Origin of the sequence: Paenibacillus piri (assembly GCF_004354045.1) — a bacterium.
Taxonomy (GTDB): Bacteria; Bacillota; Bacilli; order Paenibacillales; family NBRC-103111; genus Paenibacillus_S; species Paenibacillus_S piri.
The window spans coordinates 1-13,987 of the sequence record NZ_SMRT01000010.1; the positions used below are offsets into that span (position 1 = coordinate 1).

Here is a 13,987-nt window from a genome sequence, read left to right on the forward strand (position 1 = left end):
GAGGCCACTGAAGAACTTACTGTTTTTCTTCTTCGGCGGCAAATTCATAATCAAAGAAGACATCTACCCAATTTTTTTGGGGAGATGTCTTCTTTTTTTTGATCCTATTCGGGGATATCAACCCTAAATTTCAATCCGTTAATTTCAATATTCGCTTGAGATTCACTGCAAATATGGCCATGGCTCCTTGCAATTGCATACCAAGCAAACCCGAGGATGTGGCTACATCGTACCCGTGTCCGTGTTTGAGTTCACTGTTTTTGGCTTCTATTTTGTAGCGTTCCTTGGCTTTTGCTTTGAAATACTCCGTTTCTTGGAACGCCATTTGTTCCGAATGCTCGTCAGACTTAATGCTCACAGAGTAGGTTTTGCTTTTGGCGCCCTCTTTGTAGCAGCCTTCCTTCAGCGGACAACGCTTGCATTTCTCGATGTCGAAAAAGTAGGTGTCCGTTTGGTTCGTGCCAACCTCTTTCTTGCCTTGCCGAGCCTTTCGGATAGCCATATGACCCGCCTTGCACACATACATGCCAGCATCTTTGTTGAACAGAAATTCGTCCTCTTTCTTGCGAGCTCCTTGCGTAATAAGTGGATTAAGTTTTGCTACAAGTTCAATCTCGTTGTGTTTCGCGTAGGCCAGGTTATCCTTTTCAGAGTATGCGGTATCGCCAATGACGGTTTTGACCTCCATGCCCGCCGCTTGGCTCTTTTCGACCAGTGCCTGCAGTTGCTTGCCATCATTCTTCTCGCCCGTCGTAATCACAGCTGCCGTAATGATTCGTTCTTCGGTCATGGCCAGATGCGTCTTGTAGCCAAAGAATGCGGAGTCCGCGCTCTTGTGTCCCATACGCGCATCGGGGTCGGCCGCCAGGCGAAGCTGCTCCACATCATCCTCGACAGTCTCCTTCAGCAGGTTCAGCGGCTCCGTAATCTTCGGTACTTGAGCGACTCCCGATTCCATCTCGATGAAGGTAATAAGTTTTTGGCAGTACGCAATTTCGTCCTCAAGCACGTCGCTCGTGTTCTTGGCCGGCATGCGAATTTGGACCGATTCATCCATGGCGTAAACGGCCTTCCGCAGTTTCCGTGCACGATCTTGCAGGATTTCCCGCGGYGACTTCTGGTTATAGCGCGCTTTCGAATGCGTAGCGTCAACGATAATAGAGTTACTTTTCATGATTTCCTTCTCGATGGCGAGGGCTACCGTCTTCCCGATAAGCGTGTCTAACAGGTTGATGTCTTTTAACCGCAGCTTGCGAAATTTCGTTAAGGAACTCGGGTCAATAACCGAATCCTCCGGCGCCATCCCCAGGAAATATTTGAACGACAGATCATACTTAGAGCGCTCGACAATGTCTACATCAGAAAGTTCAAAGATGGCTTTCAGCAGGAGATATTTAAACATGCGAATGGGGTCAATGGCGTTACGTCCATTGTCCAAACAATATTTTGCTTCCAGTTCCTCATATATGAACGTGATGCCTTATTTATTCGGCAAAAAAGGTACAGATTCCTTCATTTTCTTGAAGGACTGTACCTTTTTCATATGAATGGACTTTTTCAGTGGCCTCTTGCAGGCAGCAGGTTTTTTTACCTGTCTACCTTATAGGGGACCCTAAACTGTTGAGAGGACAGCCTTACCTCTAGCTCAAAATTTTATAATATTCTGCTCCACTCCCGCTTGCCATATACAATTCTAATGACCGTTACCGAGTCATGGGTTTCAGAAACTACATAGAAAACGATGTAGTTATCGACCAATAACATTCGGATTCCTTGCGAAGCTAACCGTTCATCGTTAACTAACGCATATCTATACGGCATTATCTCCAACTCAAATATGAATTCTCCGATTTTTGTAATCAAATTTTGAGCGGTAGATGGCTCCTTCAATTCTAATGCAATATATTCGGCAATTCCTCGCAAATCGGCCTCAGCAGGCTCAGTAATAACGATATTGTACCTTCTCACTTCGTGAATTCCTTTTGAATGTCTTGAAGGGCATTACGAAAAGGTCTTACTTTATTTTCTTTCATAGCCTCCATGCCTTCATCAAGCAACTTGTATAATTCAAATTTACTGACGAGCTTCTCATATGTCTCTATACTCATAACCGCCAAATCTCCGTGACCATTCTTTGTGATGTAAACAGGCTCATCATACTTATGGCAAAATTCGGAAATTTCGTTGTATTTGTTCCTCAAGTCTGAACTTGGTCTAATTGTAGGCATTTCAAATCACCTCATCGTATACTTTATCGATATTTTATCAAAATTACGATACATCTTCAATGATCTTTTAAAAGTACTCCTTATTGGCTTTCAAATGAACAACTTCTCTATGGCATCTGCCTGACCAACTAATCGGGCTACATCTTCAAAGCGTTCGGCCCGTCCGGCCAACTCATCGAACCTTCGGATCACCGTCTCTCTAATCCAATCTTGCTCAAAGTTCATATGATCCCCCCGTCAAAGATGAATATTATACGCAAATGCGTACCAATATAAAATATAATTGTATGGTACATTATCGCGTATAGTCAACGTTCACTTGGGGAGGTTCCGGATGACAAAGAAGGTCGTAGTAAAAATAACCGAGCTGCTAAAACAAAGCGGCATGTCCTTGAGGGAATTGTCCCGCTTGGCTGACGTTAGACACGCCGCGTTAAGCGAGCTTTCAAATGGCAAACGTTCCAATATCAACTTTGCGCATATAGAAAAAATCGCTGAAGCCTTAAGCATCAGCGATATTGGGGAGATTTTGGAATTGGTTGAGGTTGGGGAGGATTGAAAAAGAGCAGCTGCAGTTACGCAGCTGCCTTCTTACTCCAGAACGAAAATAATACTTTAAATCAATAATCGTTCACAGCTCACCAGGAAACAGCACGGCCGCAATAACAATGTCACTTCCAATGGTTTTGTAATAAATCCTGAACTTCTTGATGAGAACTCGTGAAAGCAAAGTCTTTCGGAGATAAGGTTTTTACCAATTCAGTCGTGGTCATGAACTTCCCTTGATTGTATGCATCCAAACTTTCATTGATCATCTGTTTTAGGTTTGGATTTGCCTCTACATCCGCGGCAATAGACTCATGATCTTCTTCCTGCAGAACAATCGTAAATTTCCCTTTACCAGGAATAAATATCTGACGAACAGAGTTTTCTCTGTTCATGGTTGCAATCTGTTCCATTAGGTCCTCTGTAGTACGAACTTCTTCCATGCCAATCACCACCATAAAATAGAGTGTGGCTACGCAATAAACGTCCGTTAATTAAGCTCCTTTACCACCATTTATCTGGATATCATTATAAAATGGAGCAGCTTCATTCCATCCTGAACCCCTTTAATATAAAGCCATTCCTTCTGCATGGCACAATGCTGCGTAGATAAGTCTAACAAATCTGTGATACATCGCTGATTGGTCCGATCCAATACATCCTTCAATTGCTTCTCTATGGCCTCTGCTTGATCGATTAATCGGGCTACATCTTCAAGACGTTCTGCCATTCCGGCCAGTTCATCGAATCTTCGGATCACCGTCTCTTTTATCCAGTCTTGCTCTAAACTCATATGTAACCCCTCCACCAAAGATGAATATTATACGCAAATGCGTACCAACTCCTCCACAAAGATTAATTCCTTATTTTTCGAATATGTATATTTTTTACATTTTGTTGAATACTTTATCTGTTGTTAGTTATTATATCAAATTGATAATGGTCTTAAAAGGAGAATTTTCCCGTTGAGCAGTCAGCCCGTTATCTTAAAACAGATCATCGGAAAAATCATCAAAGCTACGAGACTTAAACAAGGCATGAGCCAAGAGGATTTAGCTTTCGCTTGCGATGTGGACAGGTCTTACATCTCCATGATTGAGGTCGGCCGGAACGAACCTTCTGTCAGCAAAATATTTGAAATTTGTGAGGGATTAAAGATCAGCCCTTCCGATTTCTTCAAATTAGTTGAGGTAGAGTACAAAGAGCGGAAAAGGATCAATAACGAATAAAGAGCGAAACGGTAAGGGCTATAACCTTAACGTTTCGCTCTTTTATTATTGCAGCATACATACAGCGCGGCGGCAAAATTACTCCGTCACTCTGTCGTCTCATAAATGTTTGATTTCTCTGCTACTTTTAGCGAATTATCCATATATGGCATAAAGATGGTTTTCTGTTTTTTGCGCATTCTCTGAGTAAAATAATGATTTAAATATGGATCAACACAATAAATATAGCAGCCCTTCATCCCCCTCGTCATTAATGTTCGGTAGGTATTCTTGATAATTTGGTCCGCAATCTCAAGCGCTTCTTTCTTATTTTTCTTATATAATGATTTAAATCCGGAAAGTGATTTGTCGGTGTTCGCGCGTTTAAACGGATCTGTTATGATTCTCCCATCTTGGCATCGCATGTCCTCACCTATGATGATCCCAACATAATCAAACTCAAGGCCTTGAGAAGTGTGAATGCAGCCGGCCTGCTCTACAGAATCCGGATCTATCGCCCAGGTGGTTGTGTTGTTTAAATTCCAGCTCATATAAAAATGATGTTCTTCGATCGCTATATCGTAAACCTTGCTGTTCCCTTTGCCTTCTTTTTTCCAATCCCAGCAATATCCGGCGAGTATTCTTGCTTTATTATTGAATCGATTTCTTTCATAAATCTCTTCCCGGAGCTCATTAGGATCATCAAATATTTTAAAATCATATTCAAAATCAAATCCGTCAAAATTAGCCGTCTTTCGAATTTCCAACACATCATCCAACCAAGCTACATATCCGTCCGAACCGTTGCATCGAAACTGAGATTCTAATTCCATTTCCACGACCTCGGCATTATGCAAAAGCGCAAACTGCTTGATCAGTTCTTTATTACCAATATCATGCATCGAAATTTTTTGGTATTCATCAATAAAGAATACTGAAAATTTTGAGGCTCGAATAATTTCCTTCATTTGGTTTTCACCTTTATTTTTAAATAAGCCTGACTTCTCATTGAGTCGATGAGCTTCATCAACAATTAATACATCAAATTCATTCGGTAAAGATTCGTAAAATACACCTGAGCCCTTGAACAAATTATTGATAACAGATTTTTTATAATTTTGCTGTAGCTTTTTAGTGTAAACCTCTCTAGGGGCACTATTTTTGGTAACATATTGGCAAACCAGCTCTTTAGATGTCAATTTCACTAACAAATTAATTCCAAGTACAGATTTGCCGGTCCCTGGTCCCCCCACTACAATAAGCACTTGTTTTTTATCACCAGTTTGAGCTTTGGCAGCCATTTGTACGGCTGTCTCATAGACAACTTTCTGCTCATCAATCATAACAAACTCTTCATTTCCGTCGAGCATTTTCAGTAATGCGTCTTGCAATGATTTGGAGGGTTTGATCTTCCCGTGTTCAATAAGATAAAGCGATTTTTTTCGATCCGTTTTTTTAATATATAAAGAAATAAAGCCCCTAAGTTTTAGTGCATCTCCCTTAGTAAAAACCGGCGCCTCCATTAAATAGTTCTGATACAGCTCATTGGTGAGGGGGTCATTCTCAGCTTGAATATAATTATGTAAATAAGCACAAGGATACAAGAAGATCGGCTCATTTTGTACAGTTTCATTATATTCCGAAATCAATCTAGCATAGGACCACGCTTGGTAGGATGGATGGGGCTGATTAACCATTCTGTTCCCGATAAAAGTTTGGACTATTCCATCTTTATTCTCTACCAAACTTAAGCTTTGCCATTGTTTTAATTCAATGATGACAACGGAATATCTATCATTTTCATCGAGTCCGGACAATATAAAATCAATTCTTCGTGAAGTAGCCGGCACCTTGTATTCAATCGCAACAGCTATATCATCGGGGATCAAAGGCGTATTTAGAACCTTATACATATAATTCATGGAGTTGTTCCACGAGTTAATTTCACTCTTAGAAGTACCGCCTATTTTCTCCACAAATGCCTCATAAATCTTTACAGCGATACTATCCTCGGTTACGTGGTTCATAAACTCTTCTTTAGTTGCTTCATAAATAATCATCGAGTTAAAACCTCTGTTCTCAGCCCTCTGTATACTTTTTGGAGGTACCTTTGAATTTTTCGACAGGATACTTTACTTCATTTTTCTTCAATTTATCAAAAATAGCGGATTCGATATTGATATCTAAATCATGTGCCATCATTAAAGCATAAATCATGACATCCGCTAATTCATCTTTAATTTCTTCCCTATTCTCGAGGAGTGCAGCTTCACTGCTTTTCCATTGAAAATTTTCAAGTAATTCGCTCGCCTCTAAAGACAATGAAATAGCTAAATCTTTAGAGTTATGAAACTGTTTCCAGTCTCTTGCATCGCGGAATTTTATTATTTTTTTTATTATATGTTCCATGGAGGACACCTCACTATATTCATTTTCTTACTTATTGTGAAATTTCAAGACTTATGGCTCAGCTGAAACCGATTCATCCATAAACATCCTTCAATACCTCATTCAATTTATTCCTCAACTTCTCTTTCTCCCCACTACCTGTAGTTGGAAAGCGTATGTAAGGAATTTCATGCTTACTCAAGATACTATTTTTTAATCCGTCTCTTCTCAATTGCTCAGGATTGTTCTCATGATAGGCGAATCCATCTACTTCTACTATTAGCAGAGGTTGTTTATTTAACTTATGGCCAGCTTGTAACCCAGTATTACAATGTGCGAAAGGCAAGCCCTCCCTATTGACGAACACTGGAAAATAGTACTTACGACTTATTCCACAATTCAACTGGAAATTCCTTTTTTTAACGGGTTGTTCTACCATTATACAACATCTCAGCGACACTCAATATGTTAGCAAGCATATGTTTGCATAAAAAAACCTCCCAAGCGCAGCTTAGAGAGGGTTCAGGTATTATTACATCTATACAAGATTTTCATTGTGCCATCCTAGAAACTGCAAGGAAGACTGCCCGTTATTTCACTCTGGAATCTCAGCTAATCTTCACCTGTCTATCTACTTGTTTTACTACCTTTTCTAAACCGCTCCGACTTGGGCTTGGGCTTCGGATTTGCCTTGGGCTTGGCAGGTTTTAAGGCTGCTGATGCCGATATTCCCACCGTCTTTAGAGGGAGAGTGGTACTCAGCATCGGATAGGGATGGTCTTTTACTTCGAAAATGGTCTTTCTGATCAATTTCTCAATATCCTTGAGATACGGTATTTCTTCAATTTCGCAAAAGGAGATGGCGATTCCGCTCAGCCCTGCTCTACCGGTACGGCCAATTCGATGAACGTAGGTTTCCGGAATATTAGGGAGATTGAAGTTGATCACATGGGAAAGCTCCTCAACATCAATTCCTCTTGCCGCGATATCTGTAGCCACTAACACGCGCGTTGCGCCGCTCTTGAAATTACCCAATGCATTCTGACGTGCATTTTGGGATTTATCCCCATGAATGGCCTGAGCGGTAATTCCCGCTTTAGCCAGCCCGCGTGCAACGCGGTCAGCACCATGCTTGGTACGAGTAAACACCAGAGCTGAAGCAATGGATTTATCTTGTAGAAGGTGATTCAACAGACTTTGCTTGTTTTCCTTATCTACCAAATAAACGGATTGCTTGATTCTGTCCGCCGTAGAAGACACCGGAGTGATTTCTACCTTCACCGGATTGACCAGCAGCGATTTAACCAATTTGGATATTTCCGGCGGCATGGTGGCCGAGAAGAACAACGTTTGTCTTTTGGAGGGCATCTTGTCGATGATTTTCTTTACATCATGAATAAAGCCCATATCGAGCATCCTGTCCGCCTCATCAAGCACTAATATTTCGACATGACGCAGGTCAGCATGCTTTTGATTGATTAAATCGATGAGTCTGCCCGGAGTTGCAATCAGAATATCCACGCCTTGCTCCAGCGACTGTTCCTGCGCTTTTTGTGAAACGCCGCCAACGATAGCGGAACATCGCAAATGCGTGTATCTGCTGTACGCTTGAATATTATCAGAAATCTGAAGAGCAAGCTCTCTTGTCGGCGTTAAAATCAATGAGCGAATACGGCGCTGCGTATTGGGCTTATTTGGCTGCTCGCTTAACAGCTGGATAATCGGTACGGCAAAGGCAGCCGTCTTCCCGGTTCCGGTTTGAGCGCAGCCCAGTAAATCCCTGCCGGCTAAAACAGCCGGGATCGCCTGTTCTTGTATAGGTGTCGGCTTCGTATAGTTCTCTTTGCTTAGAGCCTTTAAAATCGCGGGTATAATATTCAAGTCATTAAATGTCATTTTGTCTCCTTAATTATAAAACATACGAATCATCTTAATCCGCAGCTTATTCATATCTTTTGTAACGTTTCCACAAACCGTTCCTTTATGTTATAACAAGTAATAATAACACAAAAGAATGCAAATAAGAAGCAATATTCTACCTGCTCCACTTTTGATCTCTCAAATTTATCATATCACTCAATAAAAGTTGACGAATCCAAAACAAAAGGATCATCCGTTACGGCGATCCCCCGAAAAGTTCATTAAAGCTTTGTTATATCAAACATGATCTTATCACTTCACCACAGCAATATACCTTCGTAAACTATCCTCAACACATTCAGCAATTAACTCGATAAAAGGGTCCAAATTGCCGTGCATACTAGCTGCTTCCAAAGTTTCATAATACTTGAGCCGGGACGCGCTTTCAGCTTTAACAATCGCAGGCGGAAAGCCTTCTTCCATTAATAACAGATTCATTAACAGCCGTGCCGTCCGGCCGTTTCCGTCTGTAAAAGGATGGATAAAGACAAACTGGAAATGCAGCCGCGCAGCCAGTTCAACCGGATGCAGTTGATCCTTATGCTGGCGGTACCAGTGTAACAACTGTTCCATCTTCTCTTGAACTGCCGTAAAATGTGGAGGATAATGTCCGGAACCTGAAATCATGACGTTGATCATCCGATACTGGCCGGCATTTTCATCATCGATGTTCCTGAGTACTAATTGGTGAATGGACTTTATAACAGACTCGGATATTTCATATGTCGGTTTACAATATCCTGAACATAGCTGATCGCCTCGGAATGATTAATAACCTCGAAATGCTCCCTGAGCTTTTTACCGCCAATAGTCAACCCCTCTTCCAAAACCAATTTGGTTTCCAGCAAGGTTAACGTATTTCCTTCAATGGCATTCGAGTTATACGTCCACTCAACGCGGTAAACCTCATCCAAATTTCTCACAGCGGCGGCAGGCAAAGGTCCAAGTAAATCCAACTCTTTTTTTAACACGTTAATATTTTCAAAATTCAAATCTTCCCCCCCTTGTCTACCGCCTATTATTACCATTATATCACATTTTCTCTGTCCCTAGTCTTTACTCGATTCCTCAAAACCTTTCAAAAATTTCGTATTTATATTCGTTTCACTTATAATAAAATAGATTCCTTTATTTCTTGGCAAGGAGCTTTGCTATGAGTACTATTCCTGCTTTAAACGACGAGCAATGGCTGTACCTGCTTGAGCATGCAGCCAAAGCTTTTAATGAGGTTACCCTGAACCGGGGGTTTACTTACTTTAAGCAGCAGCGCGTCATATCGCTGGTCATTTCGGAGGATCGCGCGGTTCAAGCGAAGGTGACAGGCTCGGAGGACTACTCGGTTACGCTAAAATTGAATAAGCTCGCTTCCAGCTCCTGCACTTGTCCGGTTCATACTTCCTGCAAGCATCAGGCGGCGGTTATGATGGAGCTTGCCGACCGATGGGGTTACCCGGCTTCACAGATTGTGAATGCCAAGCATCATCTCAAGCGGACCGTTTCGATTTCCTTTTCCAATTCGGTGCTTAAGCAATTGCCTGAGACAGATGTTTTCGGCTGGCATCAGTTCCTGGACCAATATACATCCCATATTACACCGTCTTATGATCTGGGAGTCTACGCGGACGTATTGCGGCATCAGGTGCAAGCAATCCGGAAAGCCGGCATTTCTTTTTCGGAGATGGACCGGATCTATTTCGAGCTGCATCAAGAGTTATTTATACTGCGAAAAATAAAAGAACACAGCACTCAAGCTACTGTAAGCTACTACACTTCTTTTTCGCTATACCGGCTTTATGATGAAATTCATATCTGGTTGCAGCGGAAATCAGCCTTACTCGACTTCACCCTCTCTGAAGAGCGTCTTAAGCAAACATTAAGTTATGTAAGACAGCGGATGGCCGAAGAAACCGATCATAAATATTTGGATTATGGTCTGTATACGGCGATGTGGAAATATTGGATATCTCCTCAGCCCGAGGCCGGCCACTGGGTATCACAGGAGATTAACGACATAGAGAAGCAATCAACCGGTTCGATGGCCGCTTCTCTTTCGGCAGCGAAAGCTTACTTGTACCTCCATCAATCCAAAAGCAGAGAAGCATGGGCGGCATTAGAAGCGGGCGGTACGTTTAATAAAGCGCCGGCGAGTCTGTTTCTTCCTTTCCTGAATCATATTTCCGATTCCAGTAATTGGGATAACCTGGTGGATTGGTTGATAAAAACAGCCTCTTTCTTCTATGGCCAGAGACCCAAGGAGCTTCATGCCTATATGGGTTACTGGAAGGAAGCTGTCGAGCATTTGCCTGAAGCTGAAAAACATTTGTGGGCCGTTCTGGAAGGAATGCTGCCTCACTCTATGCCGTTCATCGAAAATACGCTATACGAACAGCGAAACTGGAAGATGTGGGTGGAAATGCAAATCCTTCTGGATTATGACCCCCTCTATCATCGGGCCAGCGTTCTGCAGCCGATTGAAAAAGAAGCGCCTGGGCTCCTTCTGCCCTATTACCATCAATACATCGACCATTTTGTCGCGCTCAAAAATCGGCATGATTATAAAGTAGCGGTCAAGCTGTTGAAGCGGCTGCAAAAAGTGTACAAAAGGATGAAGCAAGTCGAACGCTGGGATCGCTTCTTCGCCGGTTTTACGGAGCGGCACAGCCGACTCCGGGCGCTGCAAGAGGAACTGAAGAAAGGAAAGCTGTTGGAATGAGCATAAAATTGTACGATATGACCTTGCATATGATTCTGACCGAGAGCGGGGATGCCTTGCTATGGGGGCTTCAGGACGGAAACGAGGTTCCCGGCGAAAGATTCCGCAAAATCATGTTCGCTTGGCACGAACCGTCGTACTACGGAACCATGCTGGAGCTGCAGCGGGCCGGGGAGCTGACAGTGACGGTGCTCCCTGCGGAAATGGTGCTCCCCTTCTTCGCCGAGCCGAATTTCATGGACATTCTCCGATGGGAAGGCGGAGACGAAGCCGTCAAGGAATTGCTTAAGGCGGCGCCCCCCCTGTACGGAGAAGCCAAAGCAGGCCGTTATTCGCCAAGCTACAGCTCGTTTCGGAACGGAAGACTGCAATGGACATGGGAAGCGGGAAACGAGGAACTGGCAGAGATGGATTGGGATAAGCTGAAAAGCCTGGATGCCTCGGGCGAGGAATTATCCGGTTTACGCTCGGCCTTTTCCGCCGCTGTTTCTGCGGAGCATTATGCGGACGAAGCCGCCGTGTCCGAGCTTCGGCGGAATTATCCCATGCTGTTTCAAGGATCCCAGGCGGCCGCCGCCTCAATCGATGCGTTAACGGAGGAGGAATGGCTCGTAGCCCTCGGCTGGAAGCCGGACACGGCTCCTTTTCGCCCGGTATTGCAGCTGCTGGAGCCGGATGAAGAGCAGCACGATTGGCGCCTCCGGCTGGTGCTGCAGGATAAAAGCGAAGGCTCGGCGCTCGCGCCGGTTCGCCTGACTTCAGACGGGCAGGCATACGGCACCTGGCCCGGCGAATGGAGCCCTATCATCCGGGAGCGCTCTCCCGGATGGGCAGCAAGGATCGCCGCCGCGCTGCCCGGCGGTCACAGCGGCGGCGACCTCTTCGCGGAGCCGTTAAGCGACGAAGCCGCTTGGCGGTTCCTGACCGCCGACAGCCGCCAATTGCTGAGCGACGGCTGGAGCGTCATGCTGCCCGGCTGGTGGGAGGCCGCTTCGAAACGGAAGCCGCGTCTGCGCGCGCAGGTAGCGTCCGGGGCCGGAGGCAGGGGCGAGTCGTTATTCGGGCTCAATTCGCTTGTCGACTTCGACTGGCGGGTTGCCATCGGCGACGCCGATCTGAATGAAGCCGAATTCGCCGAGCTGCTCAGCCGCAACGAACGGCTTATCCGCTTTCGCGGGGAGTGGGTTTACCTGGACCCCGCATTACTGGAGCAGATCCGGAGGCTCATGGCAAGCGTGAACCCGGAAGAAGGCTTGTCCTTGCAGGATGTTCTTCAGCTGCACCTGTTAAGCGAACAGGAGCAAGAGAACCCGTCGGGGAATGGGCGTACAGCCGGCGAAGCCGCGGAAGACGAAGAAGAGCAGCTCAAGCTGGAGGTTGAGCTAAACTCGCACCTCCTGGCGCTGCTCCGTCAGCTCGGACAGCCCTCCGAATTAAAAGAGCTTGCCGTACCGGACGGGCTGCGCGCCGAGCTGCGCGGCTACCAGCGTGAAGGCTTCACTTGGCTGAGCTTTCTTCGAAGGTTCGGACTTGGCGCCTGTTTGGCCGATGACATGGGACTCGGCAAAACGATTCAATTCATCGCTTATTTACTGCATCACCAGGCACAATCCGAGTCCCCCGCCCTGCTCATCTGTCCGACCTCGGTGCTTGGCAACTGGCAGAAGGAGCTTGCCCGCTTCGCTCCCGATCTGAAGGTTTTGCTTCATTACGGGAAGGGACGGTTAGACGCCGAGGCGCTTTCCGCTGTTTTGAAAGATACGGACATTGTCATTACTTCTTATACGACTGCGCTGTTGGATCAAGAGATGCTGCAGCAAATGTTGTGGAGCTCTCTATGTCTGGACGAAGCCCAGAACATCAAAAACGCGCAAAACAAACAATCGGCCGCCGTCCGCTCCATCCAAGCGCGGCACCGCATTGCACTGACGGGAACGCCGATTGAGAACCGGTTGTCGGAGCTGTGGTCCATCTACGACTTCCTCAATCCCGGTTACCTGGGGAATCAGCGCGGGTTCCAGCATCGATTTGCCAATCCTATCGAGAAGCATCATGATGAGGAGCGCACCGTGCAGCTCCAGAAGCTCGTCAAGCCCTTCATGCTGCGCCGTACCAAGAAGGATCCCGCTATCCAGCTGGATCTGCCGGACAAGCAGGAGATGAAGGTCTATATCAACCTCACCGCCGAGCAAGGAGCATTCTATGAGCAGGCGGTCAAGGATCTTATGGAGCGGATGAACAAGCTGGAAGGAATTGAGCGAAAAGGAGCCATCCTCGCAGCTCTGACCCAGCTTAAGCAGCTATGCGATCACCCTGCGCTGTGGGCGAAGGAAGCCGAGCTATCGGAGGAAGCGCTGCAGTCCGAAGAACAGCGGGAGTCGTTCATCATGAGGTCCGCGAAGCTGGAGCGGCTTGTTGCGATGGTCGACGAGCTCCGGGACGAGGGAGATTCCTGCCTGATCTTCACCCAGTACGTAGGCATGGGCCGCATGATGGCCGATGTGCTGCGGACGCATCGGAACGAGCCCGTGCTGTACCTGAACGGCAGTACGCCCAAAGTGGAACGCGATAAGATGATCGACAAGTTCCAAGCGGCAGACGGAGCCGGCATTTTTGTCCTTTCGTTGAAAGCCGGCGGAGTCGGCCTTAACTTGACGGCGGCCAACCACGTATTCCATTTCGACCGCTGGTGGAACCCCGCCGTTGAAAATCAGGCCACCGACCGCGCCTACCGGATGGGACAAAAGCGCAATGTGCAGGTGCATAAGTTCATCTCCGTCGGTACCCTTGAGGAGAAGATCGACGAGATGCTGGAGAGCAAGATGAGCTTGAGCGAGAACGTAATCTCCACCTCGGAAAGCTGGATTACGGAACTGTCCAATGAGGAGCTGCGCGATTTGTTTACGCTTCGGCAATCTTGGTGATATGCGGCCTCAACCGTTTTCCGCATCAAAGGGGCTATTCCCGCATAGGATAGCCCCTTT

Annotated in this window: 13 protein-coding genes and 2 pseudogenes; 4 read left to right on the forward strand and 11 right to left on the reverse strand. The window is 45.7% G+C overall.

Going from position 1 to position 13,987, the window contains the following annotated elements; genetic code table 11:
• Positions 1-130: 130 nt before the first annotated feature.
• The 4 genes and pseudogenes from E1757_RS19835 to E1757_RS36915 form a co-directional block, all read right to left on the reverse strand.
• A pseudogene (locus E1757_RS19835) lies at positions 131-1,474 on the reverse strand (IS1182 family transposase); the annotation flags it as partial.
• Positions 1,475-1,653: 179 nt separating this feature from the next.
• On the reverse strand, positions 1,654-1,968 hold the full coding sequence (locus E1757_RS19840) for a type II toxin-antitoxin system RelE/ParE family toxin (RefSeq protein WP_133231324.1): 315 nt from the start codon (positions 1,966-1,968) through the stop codon (positions 1,654-1,656).
• Positions 1,965-2,228, reverse strand: a complete 264-nt coding sequence (locus E1757_RS19845; RefSeq protein WP_133231326.1) for a type II toxin-antitoxin system Phd/YefM family antitoxin — start codon at positions 2,226-2,228, stop codon at positions 1,965-1,967. Before E1757_RS19845 ends, E1757_RS19840 begins: the two co-directional genes overlap by 4 nt.
• Positions 2,229-2,318: 90 nt before the next feature.
• Positions 2,319-2,453 (reverse strand): hypothetical protein, encoded by a 135-nt coding sequence (locus E1757_RS36915; RefSeq protein WP_281282512.1) that lies wholly within the window; start codon positions 2,451-2,453, stop codon positions 2,319-2,321.
• A 109-nt stretch (positions 2,454-2,562) separates the two neighbouring features.
• Here E1757_RS36915 and E1757_RS19850 point away from each other — a divergent pair, with 109 nt between their 5' ends.
• Complete coding sequence (locus E1757_RS19850) at positions 2,563-2,787, forward strand: helix-turn-helix domain-containing protein (protein ID WP_133231328.1); 225 nt, start codon at positions 2,563-2,565, stop codon at positions 2,785-2,787.
• Positions 2,788-2,899: 112 nt separating this feature from the next.
• On the opposite strand, the gene E1757_RS19855 is transcribed toward E1757_RS19850, so the two are convergent.
• Entirely contained in the window at positions 2,900-3,217 is a 318-nt protein-coding gene (locus E1757_RS19855) for a hypothetical protein (RefSeq protein ID WP_133231330.1), read from the reverse strand.
• A 71-nt stretch (positions 3,218-3,288) separates the two neighbouring features.
• Positions 3,289-3,567 (reverse strand): hypothetical protein, encoded by a 279-nt coding sequence (locus E1757_RS19860; RefSeq protein ID WP_133231332.1) that lies wholly within the window; start codon positions 3,565-3,567, stop codon positions 3,289-3,291.
• 172 nt (positions 3,568-3,739) lie between these two features.
• Between E1757_RS19860 and E1757_RS19865 the strand changes: the two genes are divergently transcribed.
• Positions 3,740-4,003 carry a helix-turn-helix domain-containing protein gene (locus E1757_RS19865; RefSeq protein ID WP_246079323.1) on the forward strand — a complete coding sequence of 88 codons (264 nt, stop codon included), beginning with the start codon at positions 3,740-3,742 and terminating at the stop codon, positions 4,001-4,003.
• A gap of 86 nt (positions 4,004-4,089) precedes the next feature.
• Here the strand turns inward: E1757_RS19865 and E1757_RS19870 are convergent, their stop codons facing one another.
• The 5 genes and pseudogenes from E1757_RS19870 to E1757_RS19885 all read right to left on the reverse strand — a co-directional run bounded on the left by E1757_RS19870 (position 4,090) and on the right by E1757_RS19885 (position 9,318).
• Positions 4,090-6,042 (reverse strand): DUF2075 domain-containing protein, encoded by a 1,953-nt coding sequence (locus E1757_RS19870; RefSeq protein ID WP_133231334.1) that lies wholly within the window; start codon positions 6,040-6,042, stop codon positions 4,090-4,092.
• Positions 6,043-6,061: 19 nt separating this feature from the next.
• A complete protein-coding gene (locus E1757_RS19875; RefSeq protein WP_133231336.1) occupies positions 6,062-6,391 on the reverse strand; it encodes a nucleotide pyrophosphohydrolase in 330 nt (109 codons plus the stop codon).
• A gap of 73 nt (positions 6,392-6,464) precedes the next feature.
• The gene (locus tag E1757_RS35885) at positions 6,465-6,809 is read right to left on the reverse strand and encodes a DUF2726 domain-containing protein (protein WP_165972189.1); all 345 of its coding nucleotides are present in this window, start codon (positions 6,807-6,809) and stop codon (positions 6,465-6,467) included.
• Positions 6,810-6,997: 188 nt separating this feature from the next.
• Positions 6,998-8,266: a DEAD/DEAH box helicase gene (locus tag E1757_RS19880; protein WP_133231338.1), complete on the reverse strand. Its 1,269-nt coding sequence runs from the start codon at positions 8,264-8,266 to the stop codon at positions 6,998-7,000.
• Positions 8,267-8,542: 276 nt separating this feature from the next.
• Positions 8,543-9,318: pseudogene (locus E1757_RS19885) on the reverse strand (Fic family protein).
• Positions 9,319-9,443: 125 nt separating this feature from the next.
• On the opposite strand from E1757_RS19885, the gene E1757_RS19890 reads away from it, so the two are divergent.
• Together E1757_RS19890 and E1757_RS19895 are read left to right on the forward strand one after the other, a co-directional pair.
• Complete coding sequence (locus E1757_RS19890; protein WP_133231340.1) at positions 9,444-11,003, forward strand: SWIM zinc finger family protein; 1,560 nt, start codon at positions 9,444-9,446, stop codon at positions 11,001-11,003.
• Entirely contained in the window at positions 11,000-13,927 is a 2,928-nt protein-coding gene (locus tag E1757_RS19895; RefSeq protein WP_133231342.1) for a DEAD/DEAH box helicase, read from the forward strand. The genes E1757_RS19890 and E1757_RS19895 overlap by 4 nt, the downstream gene beginning before the upstream one ends.
• Positions 13,928-13,987 lie beyond the last annotated feature (60 nt).